General features: G+C 69.2%; 26 protein-coding genes and 1 other RNA gene. 21 read left to right on the forward strand and 6 right to left on the reverse strand.

Features of this window, described 5'->3' with window-relative positions; genetic code table 11:
* The first annotated feature begins 82 nt into the window (after positions 1-82).
* Genes P8627_RS15535 through P8627_RS15545 form a run of 3 tightly spaced genes read left to right on the forward strand, consistent with a single transcriptional unit; the run spans position 83 to position 2896 of the window.
* Positions 83-646 (forward strand): shikimate kinase, encoded by a 564-nt coding sequence (locus tag P8627_RS15535; RefSeq protein WP_279965165.1) that lies wholly within the window; start codon positions 83-85, stop codon positions 644-646.
* On the forward strand, positions 643-1737 hold the full coding sequence (gene aroB, locus P8627_RS15540; RefSeq protein ID WP_279965166.1) for a 3-dehydroquinate synthase: 1095 nt from the start codon (positions 643-645) through the stop codon (positions 1735-1737). The genes P8627_RS15535 and aroB overlap by 4 nt, the downstream gene beginning before the upstream one ends.
* Before the next feature lie 37 nt (positions 1738-1774).
* Positions 1775-2896 carry a mechanosensitive ion channel family protein gene (locus tag P8627_RS15545; protein WP_279965167.1) on the forward strand — a complete coding sequence of 374 codons (1122 nt, stop codon included), beginning with the start codon at positions 1775-1777 and terminating at the stop codon, positions 2894-2896.
* Positions 2897-2929: 33 nt separating this feature from the next.
* On the opposite strand, the gene P8627_RS15550 is transcribed toward P8627_RS15545, so the two are convergent.
* Both P8627_RS15550 and fumC read right to left on the reverse strand, forming a co-directional pair.
* The gene (locus P8627_RS15550; protein WP_279965168.1) at positions 2930-3160 is read right to left on the reverse strand and encodes a ribbon-helix-helix domain-containing protein; all 231 of its coding nucleotides are present in this window, start codon (positions 3158-3160) and stop codon (positions 2930-2932) included.
* Positions 3157-4722 carry a class II fumarate hydratase gene (gene fumC, locus P8627_RS15555; RefSeq protein WP_279965169.1) on the reverse strand — a complete coding sequence of 522 codons (1566 nt, stop codon included), beginning with the start codon at positions 4720-4722 and terminating at the stop codon, positions 3157-3159. The genes P8627_RS15550 and fumC overlap by 4 nt, the downstream gene beginning before the upstream one ends.
* Positions 4723-4846: 124 nt before the next feature.
* Between fumC and P8627_RS15560 the strand changes: the two genes are divergently transcribed.
* Entirely contained in the window at positions 4847-5428 is a 582-nt protein-coding gene (locus tag P8627_RS15560; RefSeq protein WP_279965170.1) for a VPLPA-CTERM sorting domain-containing protein, read from the forward strand.
* 3 nt (positions 5429-5431) lie between these two features.
* On the opposite strand, the gene P8627_RS15565 is transcribed toward P8627_RS15560, so the two are convergent.
* Positions 5432-5950, reverse strand: coding sequence for an SspB family protein (locus P8627_RS15565; protein WP_279965171.1), 519 nt, complete (start codon positions 5948-5950; stop codon positions 5432-5434).
* 103 nt (positions 5951-6053) lie between these two features.
* Positions 6054-6407: a transfer-messenger RNA gene (ssrA, locus tag P8627_RS15570) on the reverse strand.
* A gap of 79 nt (positions 6408-6486) precedes the next feature.
* Here ssrA and P8627_RS15575 point away from each other — a divergent pair.
* Positions 6487-7317, forward strand: coding sequence for a hypothetical protein (locus tag P8627_RS15575; RefSeq protein WP_279965172.1), 831 nt, complete (start codon positions 6487-6489; stop codon positions 7315-7317).
* A 15-nt stretch (positions 7318-7332) separates the two neighbouring features.
* Here P8627_RS15575 and P8627_RS15580 read toward each other — a convergent pair whose 3' ends face one another.
* Entirely contained in the window at positions 7333-7686 is a 354-nt protein-coding gene (locus P8627_RS15580) for a DUF4345 family protein (RefSeq protein WP_279965173.1), read from the reverse strand.
* Between the two features lie 165 nt (positions 7687-7851).
* Between P8627_RS15580 and P8627_RS15585 the strand changes: the two genes are divergently transcribed.
* On the forward strand, positions 7852-8232 hold the full coding sequence (locus P8627_RS15585) for a TadE/TadG family type IV pilus assembly protein (RefSeq protein ID WP_279965174.1): 381 nt from the start codon (positions 7852-7854) through the stop codon (positions 8230-8232).
* A gap of 4 nt (positions 8233-8236) precedes the next feature.
* Complete coding sequence (locus P8627_RS15590) at positions 8237-9640, forward strand: pilus assembly protein TadG-related protein (RefSeq protein ID WP_279965175.1); 1404 nt, start codon at positions 8237-8239, stop codon at positions 9638-9640.
* 87 nt (positions 9641-9727) lie between these two features.
* Here the strand turns inward: P8627_RS15590 and P8627_RS15595 are convergent, their stop codons facing one another.
* On the reverse strand, positions 9728-10762 hold the full coding sequence (locus P8627_RS15595; protein WP_279965176.1) for an ABC transporter substrate-binding protein: 1035 nt from the start codon (positions 10760-10762) through the stop codon (positions 9728-9730).
* A gap of 203 nt (positions 10763-10965) precedes the next feature.
* Between P8627_RS15595 and P8627_RS15600 the strand changes: the two genes are divergently transcribed.
* From P8627_RS15600 to P8627_RS15665, 14 genes are all read left to right on the forward strand, one after another.
* Positions 10966-11676, forward strand: a complete 711-nt coding sequence (locus tag P8627_RS15600) for a DUF2182 domain-containing protein (RefSeq protein ID WP_279965177.1) — start codon at positions 10966-10968, stop codon at positions 11674-11676.
* A gap of 35 nt (positions 11677-11711) precedes the next feature.
* Complete coding sequence (locus P8627_RS15605) at positions 11712-12356, forward strand: DUF1326 domain-containing protein (RefSeq protein ID WP_279967495.1); 645 nt, start codon at positions 11712-11714, stop codon at positions 12354-12356.
* Positions 12353-12865 carry a DinB family protein gene (locus P8627_RS15610; RefSeq protein ID WP_279965178.1) on the forward strand — a complete coding sequence of 171 codons (513 nt, stop codon included), beginning with the start codon at positions 12353-12355 and terminating at the stop codon, positions 12863-12865. Before P8627_RS15605 ends, P8627_RS15610 begins: the two co-directional genes overlap by 4 nt.
* Positions 12862-13941, forward strand: a complete 1080-nt coding sequence (locus P8627_RS15615; RefSeq protein WP_279965179.1) for a dimethylsulfoniopropionate demethylase — start codon at positions 12862-12864, stop codon at positions 13939-13941. Before P8627_RS15610 ends, P8627_RS15615 begins: the two co-directional genes overlap by 4 nt.
* 16 nt (positions 13942-13957) lie before the next feature.
* On the forward strand, positions 13958-14938 hold the full coding sequence (gene acuI, locus P8627_RS15620; RefSeq protein WP_279967497.1) for an acryloyl-CoA reductase: 981 nt from the start codon (positions 13958-13960) through the stop codon (positions 14936-14938).
* Between the two features lie 191 nt (positions 14939-15129).
* Positions 15130-15549 (forward strand): universal stress protein, encoded by a 420-nt coding sequence (locus P8627_RS15625; protein WP_279965180.1) that lies wholly within the window; start codon positions 15130-15132, stop codon positions 15547-15549.
* Between the two features lie 49 nt (positions 15550-15598).
* On the forward strand, positions 15599-17239 hold the full coding sequence (locus P8627_RS15630) for a BCCT family transporter (RefSeq protein ID WP_279965181.1): 1641 nt from the start codon (positions 15599-15601) through the stop codon (positions 17237-17239).
* 96 nt (positions 17240-17335) lie between these two features.
* Entirely contained in the window at positions 17336-18715 is a 1380-nt protein-coding gene (locus P8627_RS15635; protein ID WP_279965182.1) for a cryptochrome/photolyase family protein, read from the forward strand.
* 79 nt (positions 18716-18794) lie between these two features.
* Positions 18795-20006, forward strand: coding sequence for a cyclopropane-fatty-acyl-phospholipid synthase family protein (locus P8627_RS15640; protein ID WP_279965183.1), 1212 nt, complete (start codon positions 18795-18797; stop codon positions 20004-20006).
* 12 nt (positions 20007-20018) lie between these two features.
* Positions 20019-20480, forward strand: coding sequence for a TrgA family protein (locus P8627_RS15645; protein ID WP_279965184.1), 462 nt, complete (start codon positions 20019-20021; stop codon positions 20478-20480).
* Positions 20477-21577, forward strand: coding sequence for an NUDIX domain-containing protein (locus P8627_RS15650; RefSeq protein ID WP_279965185.1), 1101 nt, complete (start codon positions 20477-20479; stop codon positions 21575-21577). The genes P8627_RS15645 and P8627_RS15650 overlap by 4 nt, the downstream gene beginning before the upstream one ends.
* A 55-nt stretch (positions 21578-21632) precedes the next feature.
* Positions 21633-22661, forward strand: a complete 1029-nt coding sequence (locus tag P8627_RS15655; RefSeq protein WP_279965186.1) for a cysteine synthase A — start codon at positions 21633-21635, stop codon at positions 22659-22661.
* The gene (locus P8627_RS15660) at positions 22658-24979 is read left to right on the forward strand and encodes a DUF3772 domain-containing protein (RefSeq protein ID WP_279965187.1); all 2322 of its coding nucleotides are present in this window, start codon (positions 22658-22660) and stop codon (positions 24977-24979) included. Before P8627_RS15655 ends, P8627_RS15660 begins: the two co-directional genes overlap by 4 nt.
* A complete protein-coding gene (locus P8627_RS15665) occupies positions 24979-25698 on the forward strand; it encodes an alanyl-tRNA editing protein (RefSeq protein ID WP_279965188.1) in 720 nt (239 codons plus the stop codon). The genes P8627_RS15660 and P8627_RS15665 overlap by 1 nt, the downstream gene beginning before the upstream one ends.
* The last annotated feature ends 82 nt before the right edge of the window (positions 25699-25780 follow it).

Here is a 25780-nt window from a genome sequence, read left to right on the forward strand (position 1 = left end):
GTTGTCGTTGCTTCCATTCTGGCGGGTCGCTCTATAGTTGGCAATCGCAGTGAGGGCAGGCCCGGGAGAGGGGGCGATCGGCATGATGGGCGAGAACATGCCAAGCGCGGCCGAGGCCGGCTTGACGCGGCCGGTCGTGCTGGTGGGCATGATGGGGTGCGGCAAGACCGCCGTGGGCACGGCGCTGGCCGAACGGCTGGGCGTGCCCTTCCGCGACACCGATGCCGCGATGGAGACCGCCGCCCGCATGTCCATCCCCGAGATCTTCGCGCGCGACGGCGAGGCCTTCTTCCGCCGCCGCGAGACCGAGGTGCTGAAACGCCTGCTGGCCGAGGGGCCAGGCGTGCTGTCCACCGGCGGCGGGGCCTTCCTGCGCCCCGAGAACCGCGCCGCCATCGCCGCGGCGGGCCTGTCGGTCTGGCTGAAGGCCGATGCGGAGCTTCTGTGGAACCGGGTGCGCCACAAGACGACGCGGCCGCTTCTGCTCACCGACGACCCGAAGGCCACCCTGATCCGCCTGCTGGCCGAGCGCGAGCCGTCCTATGCCCAAGCCGAGCTGGTGGTCGAGGCGGATCCGGCCTTCTCCATCGCGCAGATGGTGGACCGGGTCCTGCGCGCGCTGCGCCGCGCGGGCGTCGTGACATGAGCGCGCCGGTCCGGGTCGAGCTGGGCGCGCGCGCCTATGACGTGCATGTCGGCCGCGGGCTGCTGCCGCGGGCGGGCGCGATGATCGCGCCGCTGCTGTCGCGGCCGCGCGTCTTCGTACTGACCGAGAGCCGGGTGGCCGGGCTGCATCTCGACGACTTGCGCGCGGGGCTGGGCGAGATCGCGGCGCCCGCGCTTGAACTGGAGCCGGGCGAGGGCACCAAGGACTGGGCCAACCTGCAGCGCGCGGTCGAATGGCTGCTGGACCAGCGCTGCGAGCGCGGCGACGTCGTGGTGGCGCTGGGCGGTGGCGTGATCGGCGACCTGGCGGGCTTCGCCGCGGCGATACTTCGGCGCGGCGTGCGCTTCGTGCAGGTGCCGACCTCGCTTCTGGCGCAGGTCGACAGCTCGGTGGGCGGCAAGACCGGGATCAACACGCGGCACGGCAAGAACCTCGTGGGCGCGTTTCACCAGCCGAGCCTGGTGCTGGCCGATGTCGACGTGCTGGAGACGATGGCCCCGCGCGACTTCCGCGCGGGCTATGGCGAGGTGGTGAAATACGGGCTGCTGGGCGATGCCGAGTTCTTCGCCTGGCTGGAGGCGCACGGCCCGGACCTGGCCGCCGACCCGGAGCTGCGCGCCCGCGCCGTGCGCCGCTCGGTCGAGATGAAAGCGGCGATCGTCGCGCGCGACGAGACCGAGCAGGGCGACCGCGCGCTTCTGAACCTCGGCCACACCTTCTGTCATGCGCTGGAGGCGGCGACGGGCTATTCCGACCGCCTGCTGCATGGCGAGGGGGTGGCGCTGGGCTGCGCGCTGGCCTTCGATCTGTCGGCGCGGCTGGGCCTGTGCCCGCAGGAGGCGCCGAGCCGGCTGCGCGCGCATCTGCAAGCCATGGGCATGACGCGGCGGCTGTCGGACATTCCCGGCGACCTGCCGGACGCGGCCGCGCTGCTGGAGCTGATGGGGCAGGACAAGAAGGTGGTGGCTGGCAAACTGCGCTTCGTGCTGGCCCGCGACATCGGCGCGGCCTTCGTGACCTCGGACGTGCCGCCCGAGGCCGTGATCGAGACGCTGGACGCCGCGCGCTGAGGCGCAACGATCCCGGCCTTCGCTGCGTTGCAGCACCATGGAACCCGTCTACACCGCCCTGGACCGGATCGACGACGTGCTCGGCGGCCTGCCCGCCTTCGTCGAACCGCTGACGATCGTCGCGCTCGCCATCGCGCTGGCGCTGCTGATCCACGGGCTCGCCTTCCGGATCATCCTGCGCCGGCTTCGGGGCGTCGAGAGCCTCTGGGCCCGGTTCCTGACGCGCGCCCGGCGGCCCCTGCGGCTGGTCTCGATCCTCGTCGCGATCGGGCTTTCGGTGCAGGCGACGCGGCTTCCGCCGCAGGTGGTGGGTTTCCTCGAACACGGCGCCCTGATCGCGATCATCGTGCTGGTCGGCTGGTTCGTCCTGATCGCCTCGGACATCCTGGCGGCGCGCGCGATGCGGACCCACCGGCTGGACGAGGCCGACAACCTGATGGCCCGCAAGTACCTGACGCAGCTTCGGATCCTGAAGCGCGCGGTGACCATCGTCACGGTGATCCTGACGGCGGGGGCGGTGCTGATCACCTTCGAGGGGGTGCGCGAATACGGCGTGTCGCTCTTCGCCTCGGCGGGGGCGGCGGGGCTGGTGCTGGGCTTCGCGGCCCGGCCGGTGCTGGCCAACCTGATCGCGGGGATCCAGATCGCGCTGACCCAGCCGATCCGGCTGGAGGACGTGGTGATCGTCGAGGGCGAGTGGGGCTGGATCGAGGAGATCTATGCCACCTATGTTGTCGTCCGCATCTGGGACTGGCGCCGGCTGGTCGTGCCGCTGAGCTATTTCATCGAGAAGCCCTTCCAGAACTGGACGCGGGAGAGCGCGTCGATCATGGGCTCGGTCTTCTGGTATGTCGATTACACGATGCCGGTCGAGGAGATGCGGCAGGTCGTCGAGCGCACCATCGCCGACAGCCCGCATTGGGACGGCCAAGTGAAGGTCTTGCAGGTTGTGGACACCGACAAGGACACGATGCACCTGCGCGCGCTGATGTCGTCGAAGGATTCGCCCACCAACTGGAACCTGCGCTGCGAGGTGCGCGAGAAGGTGCTCGCCTGGCTTCAGGAGGCGCATCCCGAGAGCCTGCCGCGTCTGCGCGGGGAGGTGGCGATGCGCGACCCCTGGGCGATGGATGGCGGACCGGACCCGGCGGCGCGCTAGGGGATACGGCGACCCCCGGCCGCCGGGCCCGGGTCAGTCCCTCGACAGCGATTGCGCGTGGCGCAGCACCGCCACCCGGATCGCCGAGGCCAGCCCGGCCGAGACGCCGCGCTCGCGGTCGATGCGGGCGGCCAGCGCGTTGATCGACAGGCCCTCGGCGCGGGCCATCTCGACGAAGGCGGTCCAGAAGGCCTCCTCCATCGAGACGGAGGTGCGATGGCCGTGCAGCGTCAGCGAGCGTTTGCGGGGCCGGGCATCGGTCATTCGCGCTTGTGGCCTTCGTGGTCGCGCGCCGCCTTGTCCTCCTCCGCCGCCGCGCGAAGGCGCTCGGCCTTGCTGCGCCCGTGCCGCGCGGCATTGGCGTCGGCCGCGGCGCGGGCCTCGTCGCGGGCGCGGGCCTTCCGGGCGGCCTTCAGGTTGACGACCTTCCCGGTCATTTCCGGGCCAATCATGTCCTCGGGGCGGACGACGCGGTCGAAGGTCTCGGCATCCACCAGCCCCAGATTGATCGCCTCTTCGCGCAGGGTCGTGCCGTTCTTATGCGCGGTCTTGGCGACCTTGGTGGCGTTGTCATAGCCGATGGTGGGGGCGAGCGCGGTGACCAGCATCAGGCTCTCCTTCATCAGCTTATCGATGCGTTCCACGTTGGCTTGCGTGCCGCGCACCATGTTGTCGGTGAAGCTGCCGGCCGCGTCGCCCAGAAGCTGCATGCTCTGCAGGACGTTGTAGCTCATCATCGGGTTGTAGACGTTCAGCTCGAAATGGCCCTGGCTGCCGGCGAAGCCCACGGCGGCGTCGTTGCCCATGACATGGGCGCAGACCATGGTCAGCGCCTCGGCCTGGGTCGGGTTCACCTTGCCCGGCATGATCGACGAGCCGGGCTCGTTCTCCGGCAGGATCAATTCGCCCAGGCCCGAGCGCGGCCCCGAGCCTAGGAGCCGCATGTCGTTGGCGATCTTGAAGAGGCTCGCCGCCACGGTCTTCAGCGCGCCCGAGAACATGACCATCGCGTCATGCGCGGCCAGCGCCTCGAACTTGTTGGGCGCGGTAACGAAGGGCAGGTCGGTGATGGTCGCGATCTCGGCGGCGACCTTCTCAGCGAAGCCCTTGCGGGTGTTGAGCCCGGTGCCCACCGCCGTGCCGCCCTGCGCAAGCTCGTAGATGTCGGGTAGGCAGGCCTCGACCCGCTCGATCCCCTTGGCGACCTGGTGGGCATAGCCGCCGAATTCCTGGCCCAGCGTCAGCGGCGTCGCGTCCTGCGTATGCGTGCGGCCGATCTTGATGATGTCCTTGAATTCGTCGGACTTGGCCGCCAGCGCCTGGTGCAGCTTGCGCAGCCCGGGCAGGAGCGTGTCGCGGGCCACCATGCCGATGGCCACGTGCATCGCGGTCGGGAAGGTGTCGTTCGAGGACTGGCCCATATTGCAGTGATCGTTGGGATGGACCGGGTCCTTCGATCCCAGCGTGCCGCCCATGATCTCGATCGCGCGATTGGCGATGACCTCGTTGGCGTTCATGTTCGATTGCGTGCCCGAGCCCGTCTGCCAGACGACCAGCGGAAAATTGTCGTCGAACTTGCCCTCGATCACCTCGGAGGCCGCCTGCGCGATGGCCTTGGCGCGCGGGCTGTCCAGGTCGCCGAAGCCCTCGTTGACGGCGGCAGCGGCCTTCTTGACCACGCCGAGCGCGCGGATGATCGGCACCGGCTGGCGTTCCCAGCCGATGGGGAAATTCAGGATCGAGCGCTGGGTCTGAGCGCCCCAGTACTTGTCGGCGGGGACCTCGAGCGGGCCGAAGCTGTCGGTCTCGGTACGGGTCTCGGTCATGCGGCGCTCCAAAGGCTCGGGCAGGGGTCGGCAGCGGTGTAGCGAAGGTGCGCGGCTGCGTCCATCCGGGCCCCGCGCCGTCAACATGATGCCATCTTTGGGTGTCATCCAGACGCCCGTGCACATGACCGATTCCCGCCCATATCTCGCGCGCGTCTTGCGCCTGTTCGTCGCCTGCGTCGTGCTGGCCGCCGTCGCGCTGCCCGCGCAGGCGGCGCTTCTGAACCCGTGGGACGGGCAAATCGACGTTCCGGAGCGCGGCCAGGACCCGCTCGTCTACAACGTGGGCGGCAACCGGCTGGGTCTGATCACGCTGCGCGACTCCGCCTTCGGGGACCAGATCGACACCGCCCTGTTCGACAGCTTCACCGACCAGACGGTCCTGGGCATCTATGCGGGCCGGCACATCGCCGAGCTCTCGCCCCTTCTCAACGAATTCGACCGGGTCGATCCCGGCGGCGTGCCCTTCACGCTGACCAGCGGCAAGCGGACCTACCGGCAGGGCCTCTGGGTCCTGTGGGCGGGGGCGGGCGACCTGATCTTCGACAAGGCCGGACAGAACGCGGTGATCGGCGGGCTGGTCACGCGGCCGGGCAATCCGCTGATCGCGGTGCCGCTTCCGGCGGGCGTCTGGATGCTGCTGGCTGCGTTGGGCGGCCTCGGCGGGCTGGGCTGGCGCCAGCGCCGGCGCGCCGCCACCGCCTGAAACCTATTTCCGGAACCGGTCCAAGCTGACGATTTCGGCCTCTCGGCGTTCGCCCTTGCCGTCCTTGGCGTCATCGTCGCCATCGGGATCGATCTCGGCGAAGGGGGCCTCCGCCTCGCCGTCCAGCGCATCCGCATCGATCTCGGACAGGTCGTCATCGTCGCGCCGCTCGAAGCGCAGCCCGAACTCGACCGAGGGGTCGACGAAGGTGCGAAGCGCGTCGAAGGGAATGATCAGCGGCTCGGGATGGTCGCCGAAATTCAGCGTGACGGAGAAATCGTCCTCGCGCACCTCCAGCCCCTCGTACCAGTGCTGCAGCACGATGGTCATGTCCTCGGGGTAACGCTCGCGCAGCCAGTCGGCCACCTGCACGCCCGGATGGTTGGTGTCGAAGGAGATGAAGAAATGATGCTCGCCCGGAAGCCCATCGCGCGCGACGCGCCGCAGGACCCGCGCGATCAGCCCGCGCATCGCGTCGTGCATCATCGTGCCGTAGTCGATCGTGTCGGGCGTGTCGGACATCCGCGTCCTCCGGGCCTAAGCTATCTCGATGATAGACCAGAGGCCGGGGCAGGGAACAAGTCCGCAATTGGCGCAGGGCACCGCGTCGCCGGGAGGGAGGGGAAATGCAGGCTTCTGTTGCCAGGTGCCTGCGAACCCCGCCTTACGCTGCTAGGCGCAAGGGCTTAAAGTTTCGGTAGTTCCGACCGCTTACGCGGCCATCGCCACCGGAGCACGGTTGTCGTTGGCAACTGTACATTGTGAACCGATAACGGTGGTATCTCACCGAGCGAAAGCTATCCCCTTTAGACGTCCGTCGATCCTGTTTCGGCCCCATGGTCCCCCAACGAGGGTGTCTGGTGGAGCCGCCGGGTACCGCCCCCGGGTCCGATCCGCTTATTACGGGCGCGTTTATCGCCATAGTCCGGTTGCCCGAACAGGATGAAAGGTAGGCGCTGCGGCCCTCGGGATCAAGATGCGACGGAGGCTGGGGCGTCTCCATGTTTTCGCCGCATCCGGTCGGCAGGTTTCGGATCGAAACGATCCGGAGCCTTCGCATGAACCGTCTCGCCGCCCTTGTTCTCTGCCTCTGCGCCACGACCGCTCACGCCGGGGGCGACGCCCTTCCGCTCGATCCCGAACAGCCCGACGGGACCATCACGCTGTCGCAGGGGACGATCCTCGCGCGGGCGGACAGCCGCGCGCTGCAGCGCCTCGAATACGGGCCGGCCTGCCAGCATGTGGCGATCGAACGGCGGTGGAACAGCTGCGACGGGATCGAGGTCTTCCTGACCGGTCTGAGCGATCAGATCGAGCTGATGGCCATCCTGCAGCCGCAACGGACGGGCTGGATCGGGGACTTGACCTGGGATCCGGTCTGGGCGGCCGAACTGAAGACGATGAGCGAGATCCAGCAGGTCCGTCACGCGATCTCGATGTCCGCGCGGCACGCGGATCTCGAGATGTCGCTCGACAAGATGCTGCTGCCCTTCACCGTCGATTTCTTCAAGCCAGCCGTCTATTTCGCGATGGAGCGGACGATCAACGGCGAGGTCGAGCGCGACGCGCAGCTCTACCTGTTCGACCGCAGGGGGACCGTGCTCTTCGGGATCCGCTTCGGCCCTGCCGTGCAGACCCCGCAGGACGCCTTCGCGGCCATCAACCATGTGCTGGGCCAATACAGTTCGGCCGAGGGCGAGGACTGGTCCGATTTCAGGCCCGGCGAGCCGGTCATGGGGCTGGGCGCGCTCGGCTTCGCCTTCAACCAGGCGGACCTGGGCTACGATCCGTCGCCGATCGACGCGGGCGGGCCCTCCGAGGAAGGGCTCGCCGCCGCCATCCTGCGGTTGGGGATGGCCATCGCGGACGGGCTCTTCGCCGGGCCTTAGGCCGGGCGCGCCCGCTCAGATGTTGATCGCGATGCCCAGCCCGCCGATCACCGCCTCGGCGGCGAAGAATTTCCACTTCAGCGGCGTCTGCCCGTCCACGATCAGCGACGTGAGCCGGCCCACACCGCCGCCCGCCCAGATGAAGCCCAGCATGGCGTAGCCCGCGGGGCTTCCCAGCAGCATCGCGCCGATCCCCGCCGACACGAAGAGCGCACCCGAGGCGGCGCGCGTCTCGGACGTCCCCATGGTCGAGCCGCCATCCGCCAGGTCGAGCGTCTTCATCGTGTAGCCGGGCGCCAGCCAGCCCGCCGCGCCGAAGCCGATCGAGAGCGCGGCGATGAGGATGTTGAGGATCGTGACGAGGTCCATGGCGGTGTCTCCGGACTGTTTCGATTTCGCGTCCAGTTAGACCGATCGGCGGGGCCGGCGACGCCGCAAAGCCGCGATTGCCCAAATGATGTCGCCTTTGCGCTCCGGACTGCGACGCATTGCCGGGCGAATTTAGCTTCGTCGATGAGTCGCAAGAGTGGGCAGATGAAACAATTCTTCAGCAGATGGGCACGGGACGAGACGGGCGCGATGTCCGTCGAATACTCCATCTGGATGATCGCCATGACGCTGATGCTCATGGTGTCGGCGGACACCTCCGTCCTTCTCTACAAGCACGCGCAGCTCTACGACGTGTCCCGCGACGTGGCGCGCGCGGTGGCGACCGGGTCGCTGACCGAGGCCGAGACGCCCGCGCTTCTGGGCCGCTTCACGAGCCCCGGCGACTACACGCTCGATGTCGTCAATGACGGGACCTACGTCACTGCGACGGTCTCGGTCGAATTCTCCGACGTTCTGATCTTCGGGCGCGCCTTCCTGACGGGGCGCACCATGGAAGGCCGCGTCGTCATGGCCAGCGAGGTTTGAAACCATGCCCCATTCCATCCTCACCCGTTTCCTGAGCCGCGACGACGGCGCCGCGACAATCCACGGCCTCTACTGGCTGCTGGGCATGTTGGTAATCGGCGGGATCGCAGTGGACGGGGCCAATAGCTGGCGCGTCAAGAACCAGGTCCGTTCGGCCACCGATGCCGCCGCGCTGGCGGCGGCGCAGCGCCTCGACGACGTGCCTGCGGCACGTGCGGCCGCGGTGCAGATCGGCGGGATGAACCTCGACTCCGGCATGCACGGCTCGGTCATCAACGCGACCGACGTGTCCTTCGGCCATTTCGACTCCGACAGCGGCTTCTTCGTCATCGACGAGGTCAGCCCGACTGCCGTGAAGGTGGACGGTCAGCGAAGCGTGGCGCGGGGCAACCCGATCCGCATGGCGCTGCTGGGCATGGTCGGCCAGGACGACATGGATCTGAACACCTTCTCCATCGCCGAGGCGATCGCGCCGCCCACGGCCGTGCCCTCGCCCCTGCACACCTGCGGCAACATCACGGTGATCTCGGAAGGCTTTTCCGAGCTGGTCGGAAACGCCGAGCTGGTGGGCCCGGTCTGCCTGCACGGCACCACCGGCGCCTCGGCCAGCAACAACAACCTGATCGCGAGCGGGGCGAAGGTCTCGGCCCCGAGCCTCGACAGCATTTCGATCACGACGCTGCGCGGCGGCTCCGACCCGCTGGAGGAGATCAAGGTCGAGGCGCATATGGACACCGAGATCCTGCCGGTCATCGCGCAGACCTTCGTGGACACCTGGTCGACCCTCTGGGCGATGCCGGACGGCGCGACCTACCAGGGCCCGCTGATCCCGGCGAGCATCTCGTCGACGGGCGGGCCGATGACGATCCGCAAGGTCGACGATTGGTGGTGGCAGGTGAAGAAGCAAAGCGAGATCGCGCCGAACACCATCTACCTCGTCAATCACGGCATGAAGGTGAAGAACGGCATCGACCTGAGCAACGTCGCCTTCATCGTCCGCGGCACGATGCAGATGGGCGGCAGCAATTCCGACATCCGGACGATCTACGCGCTGGCCGAACAGGCCGTGGACGTGATGGGCAGCTCGACCATCGGTGCGCCGGGCTTCTGCAGCACGGGCGCCTTCGACAGCTACATCCTCTCGCCAGTCTCGGTGAAATGGCGCGGCAGCGCCAATCTCAACGGCGTGGTCACCGCCTCGCCGGTGATGGACACGACAGGCGATCTGCAGGTCGATGGCGGGCTCTATCTGGAGGCCGGAAACGACATCAAGATCCGCGGATCGAACAATATGACCGTCTGCCCCGACCCGCTGCAGACCCACTTTCCGATCCCCCAGCCCTACGAGCTGACCGAGGATCCCTCGGGCCCGGTCGCGGGGCTGACGCCGGCGCGCCTGCTTCGCTGACGCGGCGCGACGCGCAAAGTAAGGCCCCCGCCGGTTCGCGCCGGCGGGGGCTTTGCGTTTCATCAGTTGCGCCCCGGCGGGCGCGGGTCAGAAGCCGGCCTTGATGCGCTCGAACTCTTCGGCCTGCTTCTGGCGCAGCTCGCCATCCATCGGCAATTGCGCGAGGACCGGCGCGTCGATCTGGCCGAGCCCCGAGGCGGTCAGCGCCTCCTCGCCCTGGTCGGCCATCGCCACCGCGTTCGCCTGGCCGTAGCCCGAGTCGAGTAGCGGCTGCGTCGCGCTCGCGTCGAGCATGGCGTTCACGTAGTCATAGGCGGCATCCTCGGAGCCCGGACCCTCGGCCATGTTCACGTAGCCGCAGAGCCACAGCGACGAGCCTTCCGCCGCCTCGCGCTGGAAGCCGATGGGGAAGCCCTCCTCGACCATGGTCGGCAGCGTCTCGTTCCACGCCCAGCTCACCAGCACCTCGCCCGAGGCCAGAAGCTGCGACAGCTCGCCCGGATCGACCCAATAGGTCCGCAGGTTCGGATGCACCTGCCGCAGCCAGTCCGAGGCGGCCTGGAACTGCGCCTCGGTGGCGTCCTGCCAGTTGGTCGTGCCGGTCGCGAGATAGGCCAGCGCGTAGGCGTCGTCCACGTTGTCCGGGATCGCCATGCGGCCCTGGTATTTCGGGTCCAGGAACACGTCGAGCGAGGCCACGTCCTCGGCGGGCACCTCCTCGGAATTGTAGGCGATGGCGGTGGAGCCGTAATCGATGGGCAGGAAATAGACCTCGCCTTCGCCCGCGACCTGCTGGCCGGTCAGGTCGGTGTTGAGGTTTTCCCAATTCGCGATGCGCGCGGTGTCCCAGGGCTCCAGCAGGCCGGATTCGACGAATTTCGGCACGCTGCCCGCGCAGATATGGGTCACGTCCGACCGGAAGCCGGAGGAGAGCTTCTGGAAGGCCTCCTCCTCGTCGCCGAAGAAGGCGAATTCCGGCGAGCCGCCGCGCGCCGCGACATAGGTGGAATGGAAGGCGGGATCCTCGAATCCCGCGTAGTCGAAGACGGTCAGGTCCTGCGCGGCGGCAGGCAGCGCGAACAGCGCTGCGGTGCCGGCCCAGAGGGCGGTCTTGATGGTCATGGTGAACTCCCGTGTTGGATCGTTTCTTGGCGCGGAAGCTAGGAGCAGTCGCGTCGGGCGGCAAGCGGGGTCGCGCGCGGCCGGAACTCGTCGTCCGAGGGCCCGCGATCCGGGGCCGCGGCATGGCGTCCGGACGGATTGCCCCGCGCGCGAAATCCTGACAGTGCTGTTTTCCGGATCGACCGGGAGCCTGGGGAGGTGCGGTGAGGCATCTGTCACGCATGACCGCGCCGCATTGGCTGGCGCTCTATGCCGGGCTGATCGCGGCCTGGACGGGCGTCTGGGCGATCTCGACCCCGGTGGATTGGGGCCACGCCCTGCGCGACCTCTGCCTGACCGCGCCCGAGGCGGCGGGGCTGCCGGGCCTCGCGGCGATGTGGCTGCTGATGTCGGCGGCGATGATGCTGCCCACCGCGCTTCCGGCCTTCGCCACCCATGACGAGGTCGCCGATGCCCACGGCACCGGGGGCGGCGTCGCGCTTGTCGCGGGCTACGCCGCGGTTTGGGTCGGCTTCGCGCTGGCCGCGGCCGCGCTGCAGCTGGCGCTCGCGCGGGCGGGCGGTCTGGCGCATCCGGCGTTGGCGCCGGCGCTCCTGGTGCTGGCGGCGGGCTACCAAGTCTCGACGCTCAAGGAAGCCTGCCTCAGCAAGTGCCGCCGGCCGCTGACCTTCTTCATGTCGCATTGGGCCGAGGGGCCTTGGCGCATGGGCCTGCGCCTGGGCGCGACCTGCCTGGGCTGCTGCTGGGCGCTGATGGCGCTGGGGCTGATCGGCGGCGCGATGTCGCTGGGCTTCATGGCGCTGGCCACGCTGCTGATGACGGCCGAAAAATTGTCCCGCGGGGTCCTCGTGCCCCGCGCCATCGCGCTCGGCTGTCTGGCCGGGGCGGGTTACCTGACCGGAGGAATCCTATGAACGTGAAGATCCCCGCCCCCGTGGTGTCCAGCCGCATGTCGCCCGCCGCCGGCGGGGGGCGCACGCCCTGGGCCATCAAGGGCGAGCTGATCCTGAACTGCAACTGCACGGTCTTCTGCCCCTGCGTGGTCTCACTGGGCAAGCACGCGCCGACCGAGGGCTATTGCCAGGCCTGGTCGGGGATCCGCATCGACGAGGGGCATTACGGCGACAGCGACCTGTCGGGGCTGAACGTGGGCCTTCTGCTCGAGATCCCGGGCCTGATGGCGCGTGGCAACTGGAAGGCCGCGGCCTTCATCGACGACCGCGCCGACCAGGCCGGATATCTGGGCCTGATCGAGATCTTCTCGGGCCGCGCCAAGGGCACGACGGGGCTGTTCAAGCTGCTCGTCTCGGAGTTCCTGGGTGCCGAGCGCGCCAAGATCACCTACGAGAACGAGGGCAAGACCCGCCGCCTGATGGTCGGCAAGAAGATCCAGGGCGAGATCGTGCCGGTGCAGGGCAAGGACCCCGAGAAGGACATCGTGGCCACCAATACCGAATACTGGATGGGCGCCGATATCACCGTCGCCACCGCCACCAAGGGCCGCGTCCGCGCCTTCGGCCGGGTCTGGGATTTCGAGGGCCGATCCGCCGAGATCTGCCAGATCGACTGGTCCGGGCCCGAGGTGCCGAAATGAGCGCAGCGCCGATCACGCCCGACTGGGTGCGGATGATGGCGGGCTACAACGCCTGGCAGAACGGCTGGATGGCCGAGGCGATGGCGGGCCTGCCCGAGGGCGAGGCCAAGCGTGACCGGGGCGCGTTCTTCGGCTCGATCCTCGGGACGGCGAACCATGTGCTCTGGGGCGACCGGGTCTGGATGTCGCGGCTCTCGGACGGTGCCATGCCCGAGATTTACACGGACGGCGGGACCGGGATGACCGCGAATGTGGGCGAATGGGCGTCCGCGCGGCGCGAGACGGATGCGGCGATCCGGGCCTGGGCCGAGGCGATGACCGACTGCACGGGCGAGGTCGCCTGGTGGTCGGGCGTTCTGGGCCGCGAGGTCACGAAGCCCAAGCCCGTGCTTTACACGCATTTCTTCAATCACCAGACGCATCACCGCGGGCAGAATCACGCGATGCTGACCGCGGCGGGCGCTGCGACCGAGGCCACCGACCTCATCTTCATGCCGGAGGACGCGTGACGGCGCTCGCCCGATCCAACCGTGTCCGCCGCACCTGGTGGACCGATGCCGTCGACCGGGCCGGGTGCACGGCCTACACGGTCTACAACCGGATGATGCTGCCGGCCGCCTTCGCCGGCACGGATGTGGACGCGGCGCATCTCAAGCGCGCGGTGCAGGTCTGGGACGTGGCCTGCGAACGTCAGGTCGAGATCACCGGCCCCGATGCCGACACCCTGATGCAGCGCCTGACCCCGCGCGACCTGTCGCAGCTTCAGCTGGACCAATGCGCCTACGTGCCGATCTGCAATCACGACGGGGGCATGCTGAACGACCCCGTCGCGCTGAAGCCGCGGCCCGACACCTGGTGGGTCAGCGTGGCCGATGGCGAGCTGCGCCTCTGGATCGAGGGCATGGCCGAGGCGGGCGGCTACGGCGTGCAGGTCTTCGAGGCCGACGTGCAGCCGCTGGCCGTGCAGGGCCCGCTGGCCGACGAGCTGGCGGGGCGGGTCTTCGGCGAGGCGGTGCGCAAGTTGCGCTTCTTCCGTTACGGGCGCTTCGCCTTCAACGGCACCGAGATGATCGTCAGCCGCACGGGCTATTCCAAGCAGGGCGGGTTCGAGATCTATGTCGAGCGGCAGGCCGACGCCATGCCGCTCTGGGATGCGCTGTTCGAGGCGGGGCGCGACCTCGACGTGCGCGCGGGCTGTCCGAACCTGGTCGAGCGCATCGAGGGCGGCATGCTCAGCTACGGCAACGACATGACCGATCTGGACACGCCCTTCGAGGTGGGTTTGGACAAATACGTGCAGGTGTATGATTGCATCGGCGGACCCGCCTTGCGCGACCACGTGTCGAACCGGCGCCTGATGGCGGTCGAGATGGCCGGCCCGGTGCCGTCTTGCGACCGGCTCTGGCCGATCATGCTGGGCGACACGCGGATCGGGGTCGTCACCTCGGCGGCCTGGTCGCTGGAGTTCGGCTGCGGCGTGGCCATCGGCATGGTGGACCGCCGCTGGAACGCGGGCGAGACCGTTGAGGTGCGCACGCAGGACGGCCCGCGCAAGGCGGTGTTGCGAGAGAAATTCTGGAGATGAGGGGGATTGCGAGATGATGTTCAAGGCACTGGTGGTCGAGAAGGACGATGACGGCACCCACGCGGCGGTCAAGGATCTGACGCTGGACGACCTGCCCGAGACCGAGGTCACGGTCGCGGTCGAATATTCGACGGTGAACTACAAGGACGGGCTCTGCATCGGGCCGGGCGGCGGGCTGGTCCGCAAGTATCCGCATGTGCCGGGCATCGATTTCGCCGGCACGGTCGAGACCTCCTCGGACGATCGCTACGCGCCCGGCGACAAGGTCGTGCTGACCGGCTGGCGCGTGGGCGAGGCGCATTGGGGCGGCTACAGTCAGAAGGCCCGGGTGCGCGCCGACTGGCTGGTGCCGCTGCCCGACGGGCTGACCACGCGGCAGGCGATGGCGGTGGGCACGGCGGGCTTCACCGCGATGCTGGCCGTGCAGGCGCTGGAGGATCACGGGATCAAGGCCGGCCCCGCGCTGGTCACCGGGGCCGCGGGCGGCGTGGGTTCGGTGGCCGTGGCGCTCCTCGCCGCACTGGGCAAGGAGGTCGCCGCGGTGACCGGCCGGCCCGAGCAGGAGGAGTATCTGCGCGGGCTCGGCGCCACGCAGATCGTGCCCCGCGCCGAGCTGGCCGAGACGGTCAAGCGTCCGCTGGAAAGCGAGACCTGGGGCGGCTGCGTCGACGCCGTCGGCGGCCCGATGCTGGCCCGGCTGCTGGGGCAGATGGAATACGGCGCCTCGGTCGCGGCGGTCGGGCTTGCGGGCGGGGCGAACCTGCCCGCGACGGTCATCCCCTTCCTGCTGCGCGGCGTGAACCTTCTCGGCATCGACAGCGTGATGCAGCCCTACGACAACCGCGTCCGCGCCTGGAAGCGGCTGGCGGAGCTTCTGCCGATGGACAAGCTCGAAGGCATGGTGACCGAGGCGACGCTCGCCGATCTGCCCAAGCTGGGCGCGGACATCCTGAAGGGCCGGGTGCGCGGCCGCGTCGTCGTCGACGTCAACGCCTGACCCTGCTTCCGCGCCCCGGGCCGCCGCGTGAAACCGGCGGCCCGGGGTCGAAATCCGGCCCCCGTCCTTCCCGAACCGTTCGTTTTGCCCTCGGTGATGACCGTGTTAGGCTTGCCGGGCGCAGGCCTGGCCCCGCAGCCGCGGCGCGGCTTTCGCATGCGACCGAACGAGAAAAGAACGAGGGGGCAACGATGTTCAAACGGATCATGACACCGGTCGACCTGGGACATGTCGACAAGCTGGGGAAGTCCATCGACGTGGCGGCGGCGCTGGCGCGGATGGCCGGGGGGACCGTCACCTTCGTCTCGGTCACCGCCAACACGCCCGGCAAGCTGGCGCATACGCCCAAGGAATTCGAGGCCAAGCTCAAGGCCTTCGCCGAGGCGCAGGCGAAGAGCCACGGGATCGAGGCCGATGCCCATATGATCGTCGTCCCGGACCCCACCGCCGAGGTCGATGACGGGCTCTTGCACGCCGCCGAGGAGCTGCAGGCCGACGTCGTGGTCATGGCATCCCACCCGCCGGGGCTGGCCGAGTATTTCTGGCCCTCGAACGGCGGCAAGGTCGCCGCGCATTCGAAAGCATCGGTCTTCGTCGTCCGCGATCACTGACGGGATGAGACGGAAGACCGAATACGAACGACCGACAGGAGAGACAGAGATGGCAGACGCAACCCAGCAACACGGGATACCCGAGCCGGAGGGCACCGTCGCCGGCATCGAGACCGATTACGAGATCGGCCAGGACAATGTCGAAGGCTCGCTCCTGCGCGCCAAGTTCGACATCCACAACCCGGTCTTCCCGATCTCGGCCGCCGCGATCGTGGCCTTCGTCTTCTACACGCTGGCGCTGCCCGAACAGGCGGCGTCGGTCTTCTCGGCCATGTTCAGCTTCACCACGAAGAATTTCGACTGGTTCCTGATCGGATCGGCCGACCTGGTCGTGATCTTCGCGCTCCTGCTGATCGTGACGCCCTTCGGCTCGGTTCGCCTGGGCGGCTCGGACGCGGTGCCGGACTACACCTATCTCGGCTGGTTCGCGATGCTGTTCGCGGCGGGCATGGGCATCGGGCTGATGTTCTACGGCGTGTCCGAGCCGTTGAGCCATTTTTCGACCGCCTTCGGCGGCACCACGGCGGAAGGCGACCTGCGCACCGACTGGGCGCCGTTGACCGGCGCGCTGGACGACCAGCAAGGCTCGATCCGGCTCGGCATGGCCGCAACGATCTACCACTGGGGCCTGCACCCCTGGGCGATCTACGCCACCGTCGCGCTGGCGCTGGCGCTGTTTACCTTCAACAAGGGCCTTCCGCTGACCATTCGCTCGGCCTTCTACCCGCTCTTGGGCGAGCGCATCTGGGGCTGGCCGGGCCACGTGATCGACATCATCGCGGTCTTCGCGACGCTGTTCGGTCTCGCCACCTCGCTGGGCTTCGGCGCCACGCAGGCCAATGCTGGCCTCAACGAGCTGTTCGGCGTGCCCATCGGCAACACGACCGAAGTGGTCCTGATCACCGTCATCACCGCCGTGGCGCTGGTCTCGGTCATGCGGGGCCTCGACGGCGGCGTGAAGGTGCTGTCCGAGATCAACATGGGGCTCGCCGGTCTGCTGGCGCTTTTCGTGCTGGTCGTCGGGCCGACCGCCTTCCTGCTGTCCTTCTTCTGGGACAGCCTGCTGGCATATTTCCAGTTCATGCCCGCGCTGGCCAATCCCTTCGGCCGCGAGGACGTGAACTTCAGCCAGGGCTGGACGGCCTTCTACTGGGCGTGGTGGATCAGCTGGTCCCCCTTCGTGGGCATGTTCATCGCCCGCGTCAGCCGAGGCCGCACGGTGCGCGAATTCGTCATCTGCGTGCTGCTGATCCCCTCGCTGGTCTGCGTGATGTGGATGTCGATCTTCGGCGGCACGGCGATCAACCAGGTGCTGACCGAGGGCTACACGGGCGCGCAGGACGCGGACCTGCCGCTGCAGCTCTTCCGGATGCTGGATCCGCTGCCGCTGGCCTCGATCACCTCCTTCATCGGGATCATCCTGGTGATCGTGTTCTTCGTGACCTCGTCGGACTCGGGCTCGCTGGTGATCGACACCATCACCGCCGGCGGCAAGGTCGACGCGCCGATGCCCCAGCGGGTGTTCTGGTGCATCTTCGAGGGCGCGGTGGCCGTCGCGCTGCTGATCGGCGGGGGCCTCGCGGCGCTGCAGTCGATGGTGATCTCGACGGGCCTTCTGTTCACGCTGGTGCTGCTGGTGATGTGCTGGTGCATCTTCCGCGGGCTGCAGGACGAGCGCGCCAAGGCGTGATGCGACCGCCGCGCGCGCCACGGATCGGGGGCCTTCGGGCCCCCGATCGCGTTCCGGGCCGTTGCCCCGGGCCGGCCCCCGCTTAGGTTGCGCACCATGGCACCGATCATTCTCTGGATGCGCCGGGATTTCCGGCTGAGCGACAACCCGGCCCTGGCATGGGCGGCCGAACAGGGCCGGCCCGTGATCCCCGTCTTCATCCGCGACGAGGTGGTCGAGGGCTGGGGCGCCGCGCCGACCTGGCGGCTGGGCCTGGGCCTCGAGGCGCTGGCCGAGCGGCTGGAGGGGATCGGCAGCCGGCTGATCCTGCGGCAGGGCCGCGCGCTGGAGGTGCTGCGCGCGCTGGTTCAGGAGACCGGCGCCGAGACGGTGACCTGGAACCGCCTCTACGTGCCCGACGAGCGCGCCCGCGACACCGAGGTGAAGGAAGCGCTGCGCGAGGACGGGCTGGAGGCGCGGTCGCATCACGGCCACGTCCTTTTCGAGCCTTGGACCGTCGAGACCGGATCGGGCGGGTTCTACAAGGTCTACACGCCGTTCTGGAAGAACGTCCGCGGCCGCGAGGTGGGCGACACGCTCTCCGCCCCGTCGGCGCTCGCCACGCCGTCATCCTGGCCCGAGAGCGACGTTCTGGCCGATTGGGAGCTGGGCCGCGCGATGCGGCGCGGGGCCGAGATCGTCGCCAAGCATGTCGTGGTGGGCGAAACCTCGGCCCGCTCGCGCCTGTCGGCCTTCGTGGCCGACCGGATCGACGCCTATGACAGCGCCCGTGACAAGCTGGCCGTCAACGGCACCTCGGGGCTGTCGGAAAACCTGACTTGGGGCGAGATCTCGGCCCGGTCCTGCTGGCACGCGGGCCAGCGCGCCCTGCAGGACGGCTCGAAGGGCGCGGAGACCTTCCTGTCGGAACTGGTCTGGCGCGATTTCGCCCACCATCTCGCCTATCACACGCCGCGCCTGACGACCGAGAACTGGCGCGAGGAGTGGGACGGCTTCCCCTGGCGCGACGACAATCCGGACGCCGAGGCCTGGCGGCGCGGGCAGACCGGCATCGACGTGGTCGATGCCGCCATGCGCGAGCTCTACGTCACCGGACGGATGCATAACCGTGCCCGGATGCTCGTCGCCTCGCTGCTCACGAAGCACCTGATGACGCATTGGCGCGTCGGCTGCGACTGGTTCGCGGACACGCTGGTCGACTGGGATCCGGCCTCGAACGCGATGGGCTGGCAGTGGAGCGCGGGCTCGGGCCCCGACGCCACGCCCTTCTTCCGCGTCTTCAATCCCGAGACGCAGGGCGAGAAATTCGACCCCAGGCACGAATACCGCGATCGCTGGCTGCAATCCGACGACTTCTATGCCGCGATCCCGGAGAGCTGGGGCCTGTCGCCGGACGACCCGCGGCCCGCGCCCATCGTCGGGCTGAAGGAAGGCCGCGAGCGGGCGCTCGACGCCTATCGCGACTTCAAGGACTGAAACCGAACCGGGCTGCGGCCCGTATCTTGCTGCGAGGCGCGGGGGATGGTCTTGTCCCGCGCGAAATCCGGGGGACTCGATGACTGCACTCACGACGACACAGGGACAGCGCAACCTGCCCCGCTTCTTCCGCATGGCCTTCGCCATCGCCGGGGGCGCGCAGAGCGGGCGGCTGGACGTCATCCTGCCCGACGGGCGGCGGTTCCGTCAGCAAGGCGCGGCGCCGGGCCCGATGGCCGAGATCGAGATCCGCGATCCGGCGGTGTTCGGGCGGCTTCTGCGCGACGGCGACGTGGGCTTCATGGAAAGCTACATGGACGGGCAATGGGACACGCCCGACCTGCAGGCCGTGTTCGACTGGATCAGCAAGGAAGGCGACCGGATCATCCAGGGCTTCACCGGCGCGAAGCTCGTGCAGTTCGTCGAGAAGCTACGCTTCTGGCTGCGGCGCAACTCGCGGCAGCAGGCCCGGCGCAACATCGCCGCGCATTACGACCTGGGGAACGCCTTCTACGGCGCGTGGCTGGACGAGACGATGACCTATTCGGCGGGGCTGTATCCGACCGGCCAGGAAAGCCTCGAAAACGCCCAAATCGCCAAATATGCCTCGATTGTCGACCGTATGGACGTGAAGGAAGGCGACCACGTGCTGGAGATCGGATGCGGATGGGGGGGCTTCGCGGAATATGCCGCGGGCACGCGCGGGCTGCGCGTGACGGGCCTGACCCTGAGCCGCGAGCAGCTGGCCTATGCGCGCGCGCGCATCGAGAAGGCGGGCCTGTCCGACCGCGTCGAGCTGAAGCTGCAGGATTACCGCGACGAGACCGGTACCTATGACGGCATCGCCTCGATCGAGATGTTCGAGGCGGTGGGCCAGAAATACTGGCCCACCTATTTCGCCACGCTGCGCGACCGGCTGCGGCCCGGGCGATCCGCCTCGTTGCAGATCATCACCGTGCCCGACCGCCGCTGGGAGAGCTATTCGACCTCGATCGACTTCATCCAGAAATACATCTTCCCGGGCGGCATGCTGCCCGCGCCGAAGAAGCTGTCCGAGGAGGTCGCGCGCGCCGGGCTGGAGGAGGGCGACAGCCTGAGCCTCGCCGAAGGCTACTCGATCACGCTGCGCCGCTGGTTCGACCGGTTCAACGCGCGCTGGTCCGAGATCGCGCCGATGGGCTTCGACGACCGCTTCCGCCGGATGTGGAACCTCTACCTGACCAGCACCGCGGGCGCCTTCGAATACGGGCTCTGCGACGTGGTGCAGATGACCGTGAGAAAGCCCGCCTGAGGAGACGGACCCATGCCCACCCCCGCGAAACTCGTCAGTGCCATCCTGTTCGCCGCCCTGTGCTGGTGGGTGGGCGAGATGGTCGTGCGCCATTCGTTGCCCGAGGGGCAAACCGTCGGCCGGATGCGCGAGGTTCTGGCGCTGGGCGGGCTGATCGTGGGCTGGAAATACATCGGCAAGGCCGCGACCGGGCAGACCGGGCGCGGCAACCGCATCGCCTATGTCATCACGGCGGGCGTGGGCGCGGCCGTCATCATGCTGATCCTCACGCTGGCGCTGCATTCGGCGGCCGCCACGCTGGAGGAGTCGCTGAGCTCGAAATACACCGAGGTCGGGCTCGCCGCCGAGGCGTGGATGGAATACGCGCTGAAGGATTTCCAGCTCGCCGCCCATCCGATCGTGCTGGCCACGCTCTTCGCGGGCAGCGCGGTGGTCGGCCTCCTGGCGGGGATCGTCGGCCGCGTGACGCGGTGAGCCGCTACTTCCTGTTCGGCACATTGCGCTGGCAGACCCTGCTGACCGAGGTGGCGGGGCGGCCCGTCGCCTGCACCCCCGCGACCCTGACCGGCTGGTCCGTCGAGCGCGCGGCGCGCGGCGACTGGCCGGTGCTGGTGGAGGGCGGGTCCTGCACGGGGCTTCTGACCGAGCCGCTGGACGCGGGGCCGCGGGCCCGCCTCGATTGGTATGAAACCGCCTTCGACTACGCCCCCGAGGCCGTGACCGTGGGGGCCGAGCCCGCGCTGGTCTACCGCGCCGATGACGCGGGGGCGGGCGAGGGCTGGGATCTCGACGCGTGGATCGCCGCGCATGGCGCGCGCACCCGGCTCGCCGCGGCGGAGGTGATGCGCGGCCTCGGTCGTGTCAGCCAGACCGACCTGGCCGCCCGACGCGGCATGATCCACGCTCGCGCCGACGGCACGCTGCGGGTGCGCGGCACGCGCCGCCCGGTGACGACCGGCCCGAGCTTCACCGTCGATGACATCGAGGTGCTGGGCCGCCGCCATCCCCATGACGGCTTCACCGGGATCGAGGAATGGCGCATCGACCATCCGCGCTTCGACGGCAGCCGCTCGGGGCCGCTGACGCGGACGGTGGCGACGACCACGGACGCGGCGACGGTCCTGCCCTACGACCCGGTCCGCGACCGCGTTCTGGTGGTCGAGCAGGTGCGCATGGGGGCGCTCGCCAACGGCGATCCGCAACCCTGGATGATCGAGCCGGTCGCCGGGATGATCGACGCCGGCGAGGGGCCCGAGGCCTGCGCGCTGCGCGAGCTGGAGGAGGAGGCAGGCCTGCGCGCCCCGCCCGAGGCGCTGCATTTCGTGGCCCGCTACTACCCCAGCCCCGGCGTGCTGGCGCAGCTCCTGCACAGCTACGTCGTGACCTGCGACCTGCCCGACGGCGCGGCGGGGCTGGGCGGGCTCGACGCGGAGCACGAGGACCTGCGCCTGCATCTCCTGGCGCTGGACGATCTGCTGGCGATGATCCCCTCGGGCGAGGCGGCGAACGCGCCGCTGGTCGCCAGCGCGCAATGGCTCGCGCTGAACCGCGAGCGGCTGCGCGCCGGTTGAAGCCGGGCGGGCCGGGCACTAGACCAAGGCGGAACATGCCGAAGGGGGCGCCGCCGTGACCATCCACCAGAACCTCGTCGACGCCATCGGCAACACGCCCTTGATCCGGCTCAACGCCGTCTCGGAGGAGACCGGCTGCGAGATCCTCGGCAAGGCGGAGTTCATGAACCCTGGCCAGTCGGTGAAGGACCGCGCCGCGCTCTGGATCATCCGCGACGCGATCAAGCGCGGCACGCTCAAGCCCGGCGGCACCATCGTCGAGGGCACCGCGGGCAATACCGGGATCGGGCTGTCGCTGGTCGGCGCGGCGCTGGGCTTTCGCACCGTCATCGTCATCCCCGAGACCCAGTCCGAGGAGAAGAAGGACATGCTGCGCCTCGCCGGCGCCACGCTGGTGCAGGTGCCCGCCAAGCCCTACCGCGATCCCAACAACTACGTGCGCTATTCCGGCCGGCTGGCCGAGGCGCTGAACCGGACCGAGCCCAACGGCGCGATCTGGGCCAACCAGTTCGACAACGTGGCTAACCGGCAGGCCCATGTCGAAAGCACCGCGCCAGAGATCTGGACCGACACGGACGGCAAGGTCGACGGCTTCATCTGCGCCGTCGGATCGGGCGGGACGGCCGCGGGCGTGGCGCAGGTGCTGCAGCCCAAGGGCGTGAAATGCGGCATCGCCGATCCGATGGGGTCGGCGCTCTACAATTTCTACGCCGAGGGCGCGCTGAAAGCCGAGGGCGACTCGGTCTCCGAGGGCATCGGCCAGGGGCGCATCACCGCCAATCTCGAAGGGTTCACGCCCGATTTCGCCTGCCAGGTCACCGACCAGGAGGCGCTGCCCATCGTCTTCGACCTGCTGAAGGCGGAAGGGCTCTGCATGGGCGGCTCGACCGGCGTCAATATCGGCGGCGCGGTCAAGATGGCCCGGCATCTCGGGCCCGGCCACACGATCGTGACGATCCTGTGCGACTACGGCACGCGCTACCAGTCCAAGATCTACAACCCCGAGTTCCTGCGTTCGAAGAACCTGCCCGTGCCCGACTGGCTGGACGGGCCCGGGCGCGAGGTCCCCTCGGTCTTCGAATGACCCGCGCCCTCGCCGCGCTCCTGCTGGTCCTGGCGCTGGCCCTGCCGGGGTTGGCGCAGGAGGCCGCGGCCCCGGACCCGGGCCCGGGCGAGACTGCGCTCGCGGACGAATGGGCCGCGCTCAACGCCCGCGCCGTCGAGGTGCTGGAGGCGGCGCGCGCCTCGCCCGAGGCGCTGGAGTCGCTGCGCGCCGAGCTGGTCCGGGCCCGCGCGCGTTTCGCCGAGGCACAGCAGGTCAATTCCGCGCGCATCGAAACGCTGCGCGGGCAGTTGGCCTCGCTGGGCGAGCCGCCGCCCGAGGGCGAGACCGAGGCGCCCGAGCTCGCCGCGCAACGCGAGGACCTGACCGCGCAGCTCGACGAGCTGCTCATCCCGGTGCGCGAGGCGCAGGCCAATTTCACCGCGGCCGACGGGTTGATCGCAGAGACCGACGCGCTGATCTCCGAGGCCCGGACCGAAGACCTGTTGCGCCAGGATGCGCCGCCCATCAACCCGGTGCTCTGGCCGCCCGCCCTGCGCCGGGGCGGCGAGGTGCTGACCGACCTGGGCACCGACCTGGCCGAGCCCTTCGCGACGCCGACCGAACGCGCCGCCTGGATGGGCCGGGGCGTGCAGCTGGGCATTCTGGTCTTCGCCGCCGTGCTGCTGCTCTGGCGCTCGCGCGTCTGGCTGGGCCATCTGCGCGATCGCGTGGCTCGCCACGAGCAGGAGAGCCCGCCGGCCCGGCTGGGCCTCCTCGCCATCTCGCTGGCGCGGGCGATCCTTCCGGTCGTGGGCCTGGGCGTGGTGGCCCAGATCCTGCGCCTTCTGGGCACCGGCGGGCTGTGGCTGGAAACGGCGGAATGGCTGTTGCCCGCGGCGGGCCTTCTGATCTTCGGCGCCCATTGGCTGTCGCTGCAGGCTTTCCCCGAACGCGACGCCTCGGTCACGCTCCTGCCGATCCCCGCCCGCCGCCGCCGCGAGGGGCGCGTCCACGCCGTCACGCTGGGCATCGTTCTGGCGCTCTCGCTCGCGGTCTACGCCAGCGATCTTCTGGCGGATGTCGCGGGCGTGCTGCAATTCGCGCTGATGGTCGCAGCGGGGCTGACGCTGCTGCGACTGGGCCAGTTGATCCTCGCCGAAAGCCGCCAGCTCGCCGCCGGCCCCGAGGATGACAGCTTCTGGCTGGGCCCGCTGCAACTGCTCGCCCGGCTGATGCTGCTGGTGGGTCTCGTCGCGCCGGTCGCGACGGGGCTGGGCTTCGTCAATCTGGGCACGGTTCTGATGTGGTCCACGCTTCTGACGCTGGCCCTGCTGGCGCTGATCGGCACGTTGCAGACCGCGATCTTCGACGCCTGGGCCGTGCTGACCCGCCGCCGCGAGGCCGCGACCGACGCCCTGGCGCCCACGCTGGTGGGCTTCGCGCTGGCCGTGGCCGCGGTGCCGGTCCTGGCCCTGATCTGGGGCGTGCGGCCCTCCACGCTGGGCGAATGGTGGGAGACCTTCCTGCGCGGCTTCCGGCTGGGCGAGACGCAGATCTCGCCCGGCAGCTTCCTGACCTTCATCATCGTCTTCGTGATCGGCTACCTGATCACGCGGATGGTGAAGGGCGTGCTGCGCCGCTCGGTCCTGCCCAAGACGCGGCTCGACACCGGCGGAACCAACGCGATCCTGTCGGGCACTGGCTATCTCGGCATCACGCTGGCCGCGCTCCTCGCGATCACGACCGCGGGCATCAACCTCGGCGGGCTGGCCATCGTCGCGGGCGCCCTGTCGGTCGGCGTGGGCTTCGGCCTGCAGACCGTGGTGCAGAACTTCGTCTCGGGGATCATCCTGCTGATCGAGCGCCCCATCAAGCTGGGCGACTGGATAAACGTGAACGGAATGAACGGCTTCGTGCGTCAGATCTCGGTCCGCTCGACCCGGATCGAGACCTTCGACCGCCAGGACGTGATCATCCCGAATGCCGACCTGATCTCGGGCGTGGTGACGAATTACACGCTGGGCAATTCCTCGGGGCGGCTGATCATCCCCGTGGGTGTGGCCTACGGCACCGACACACGCCGAGTCGAGGCCGTCCTGCGGGAGATCGCCGAGGCGCATCCGATGGTGGTGCTGAACCCGCCGCCGGTCATCAGCTTCGAGGGGTTTGGCGCCGACAGCCTGGATTTCCAGATGCGCGTGGTGCTGCGCGACATCCTGTTCATCGTCGCGACCCGGACCGAGCTGAACCACGCCATCGCCGAGCGCTTCCGCGAGGAGGGCATCGAGATCCCCTTCGCGCAGCGCGACGTCTGGCTGCGCAACCCCGAGACCCTGCGACCCGCCCCGGAGGCCTGATGACCGAAGCGCTGTTCCGCACCGACCCCTATCTCAAGACCGCCGAGGCCGTGGTGACCGCCGTCACGCCCGAAGGCGGCGTGGTCTGCGACCGGACGATCTTCTACGCCAAGGGCGGCGGGCAGCCGGGCGACAGCGGCGTGATCCGCTGGGCCGGCGGGCGCGCCGAGATCGCGGGCGCCGTGAAGGGCGAGGGCGATGCCATCGTGCTGGTCCCCGCCGAGGCCGCGCCCCTGCCGCCGGTCGGCGCGACGCTCGAGACACGGCTCGACTGGGACCGCCGCCACCGCTTCATGCGGATGCACACCGCGCTGCACCTTCTGTCGGTCGTCGTGCCCCTGCCGGTCACCGGCGGGCAGATCGGCGCGGAGAAGTCGCGGCTGGATTTCGACATGCCCGAAATCGTCCACGACCGGGAATACATCCAGGCCCGACTGAACAGCCTGATCGCCGCGGATCACCCCGTCACCGAAAGCTGGATCACCGAGGCTGAGCTCGACGCCAATCCGGGCCTCGTGAAGACGCTGTCGGTCCAGCCGCCCCGGGGCGCGGGCCGGATCCGGCTGGTGCGCATCGGCGCGGACGAGACGCCAGTCGACCTGCAGCCCTGCGGCGGCACGCATGTCCGCTCGACCGCGGAAATCGGCGCGGTGCGGGTGGGCAAGATCGAGAACAAGGGCAAATCCAACCGCCGCATCTCGCTGGTGCTGGGCGGGTAGGGCGCGGCGCGCACCCGGCGTTCCTTGGCCGATTTCGGCCCTTCGCTATGATGGCCCCATGCATCGACCCCGAGGGAGGGAG

The organism is Jannaschia sp. GRR-S6-38 (genome assembly GCF_029853695.1).
Classification (GTDB): Bacteria; Pseudomonadota; Alphaproteobacteria; order Rhodobacterales; family Rhodobacteraceae; genus Jannaschia; species Jannaschia ovalis.

What these genes read in the sequence shown, in the direction of transcription:
- P8627_RS15610 (WP_279965178.1), top strand. Translation starts at nt 12,353, where the DNA reads ATGAGCGCAGCGCCGATCACGCCCGACTGGGTGCGGATGATGGCGGGC.
- P8627_RS15560 (WP_279965170.1), top strand. Translation starts at nt 4,847, where the DNA reads ATGACCGATTCCCGCCCATATCTCGCGCGCGTCTTGCGCCTGTTCGTC.
- P8627_RS15585 (WP_279965174.1), top strand. Translation starts at nt 7,852, where the DNA reads ATGAAACAATTCTTCAGCAGATGGGCACGGGACGAGACGGGCGCGATG.
- P8627_RS15575 (WP_279965172.1), top strand. Translation starts at nt 6,487, where the DNA reads ATGAACCGTCTCGCCGCCCTTGTTCTCTGCCTCTGCGCCACGACCGCT.
- aroB (WP_279965166.1), top strand. Translation starts at nt 643, where the DNA reads ATGAGCGCGCCGGTCCGGGTCGAGCTGGGCGCGCGCGCCTATGACGTG.
- P8627_RS15595 (WP_279965176.1), bottom strand. Translation starts at nt 10,762, where the DNA reads ATGACCATCAAGACCGCCCTCTGGGCCGGCACCGCAGCGCTGTTCGCG.
- P8627_RS15665 (WP_279965188.1), top strand. Translation starts at nt 24,979, where the DNA reads ATGACCGAAGCGCTGTTCCGCACCGACCCCTATCTCAAGACCGCCGAG.
- P8627_RS15535 (WP_279965165.1), top strand. Translation starts at nt 83, where the DNA reads ATGATGGGCGAGAACATGCCAAGCGCGGCCGAGGCCGGCTTGACGCGG.
- P8627_RS15635 (WP_279965182.1), top strand. Translation starts at nt 17,336, where the DNA reads ATGGCACCGATCATTCTCTGGATGCGCCGGGATTTCCGGCTGAGCGAC.
- P8627_RS15630 (WP_279965181.1), top strand. Translation starts at nt 15,599, where the DNA reads ATGGCAGACGCAACCCAGCAACACGGGATACCCGAGCCGGAGGGCACC.
- P8627_RS15625 (WP_279965180.1), top strand. Translation starts at nt 15,130, where the DNA reads ATGTTCAAACGGATCATGACACCGGTCGACCTGGGACATGTCGACAAG.
- P8627_RS15590 (WP_279965175.1), top strand. Translation starts at nt 8,237, where the DNA reads ATGCCCCATTCCATCCTCACCCGTTTCCTGAGCCGCGACGACGGCGCC.
- fumC (WP_279965169.1), bottom strand. Translation starts at nt 4,722, where the DNA reads ATGACCGAGACCCGTACCGAGACCGACAGCTTCGGCCCGCTCGAGGTC.
- P8627_RS15545 (WP_279965167.1), top strand. Translation starts at nt 1,775, where the DNA reads ATGGAACCCGTCTACACCGCCCTGGACCGGATCGACGACGTGCTCGGC.
- P8627_RS15565 (WP_279965171.1), bottom strand. Translation starts at nt 5,950, where the DNA reads ATGTCCGACACGCCCGACACGATCGACTACGGCACGATGATGCACGAC.
- P8627_RS15645 (WP_279965184.1), top strand. Translation starts at nt 20,019, where the DNA reads ATGCCCACCCCCGCGAAACTCGTCAGTGCCATCCTGTTCGCCGCCCTG.
- P8627_RS15640 (WP_279965183.1), top strand. Translation starts at nt 18,795, where the DNA reads ATGACTGCACTCACGACGACACAGGGACAGCGCAACCTGCCCCGCTTC.
- P8627_RS15550 (WP_279965168.1), bottom strand. Translation starts at nt 3,160, where the DNA reads ATGACCGATGCCCGGCCCCGCAAACGCTCGCTGACGCTGCACGGCCAT.
- P8627_RS15580 (WP_279965173.1), bottom strand. Translation starts at nt 7,686, where the DNA reads ATGGACCTCGTCACGATCCTCAACATCCTCATCGCCGCGCTCTCGATC.
- P8627_RS15605 (WP_279967495.1), top strand. Translation starts at nt 11,712, where the DNA reads ATGTCGCCCGCCGCCGGCGGGGGGCGCACGCCCTGGGCCATCAAGGGC.
- acuI (WP_279967497.1), top strand. Translation starts at nt 13,958, where the DNA reads ATGTTCAAGGCACTGGTGGTCGAGAAGGACGATGACGGCACCCACGCG.
- P8627_RS15660 (WP_279965187.1), top strand. Translation starts at nt 22,658, where the DNA reads ATGACCCGCGCCCTCGCCGCGCTCCTGCTGGTCCTGGCGCTGGCCCTG.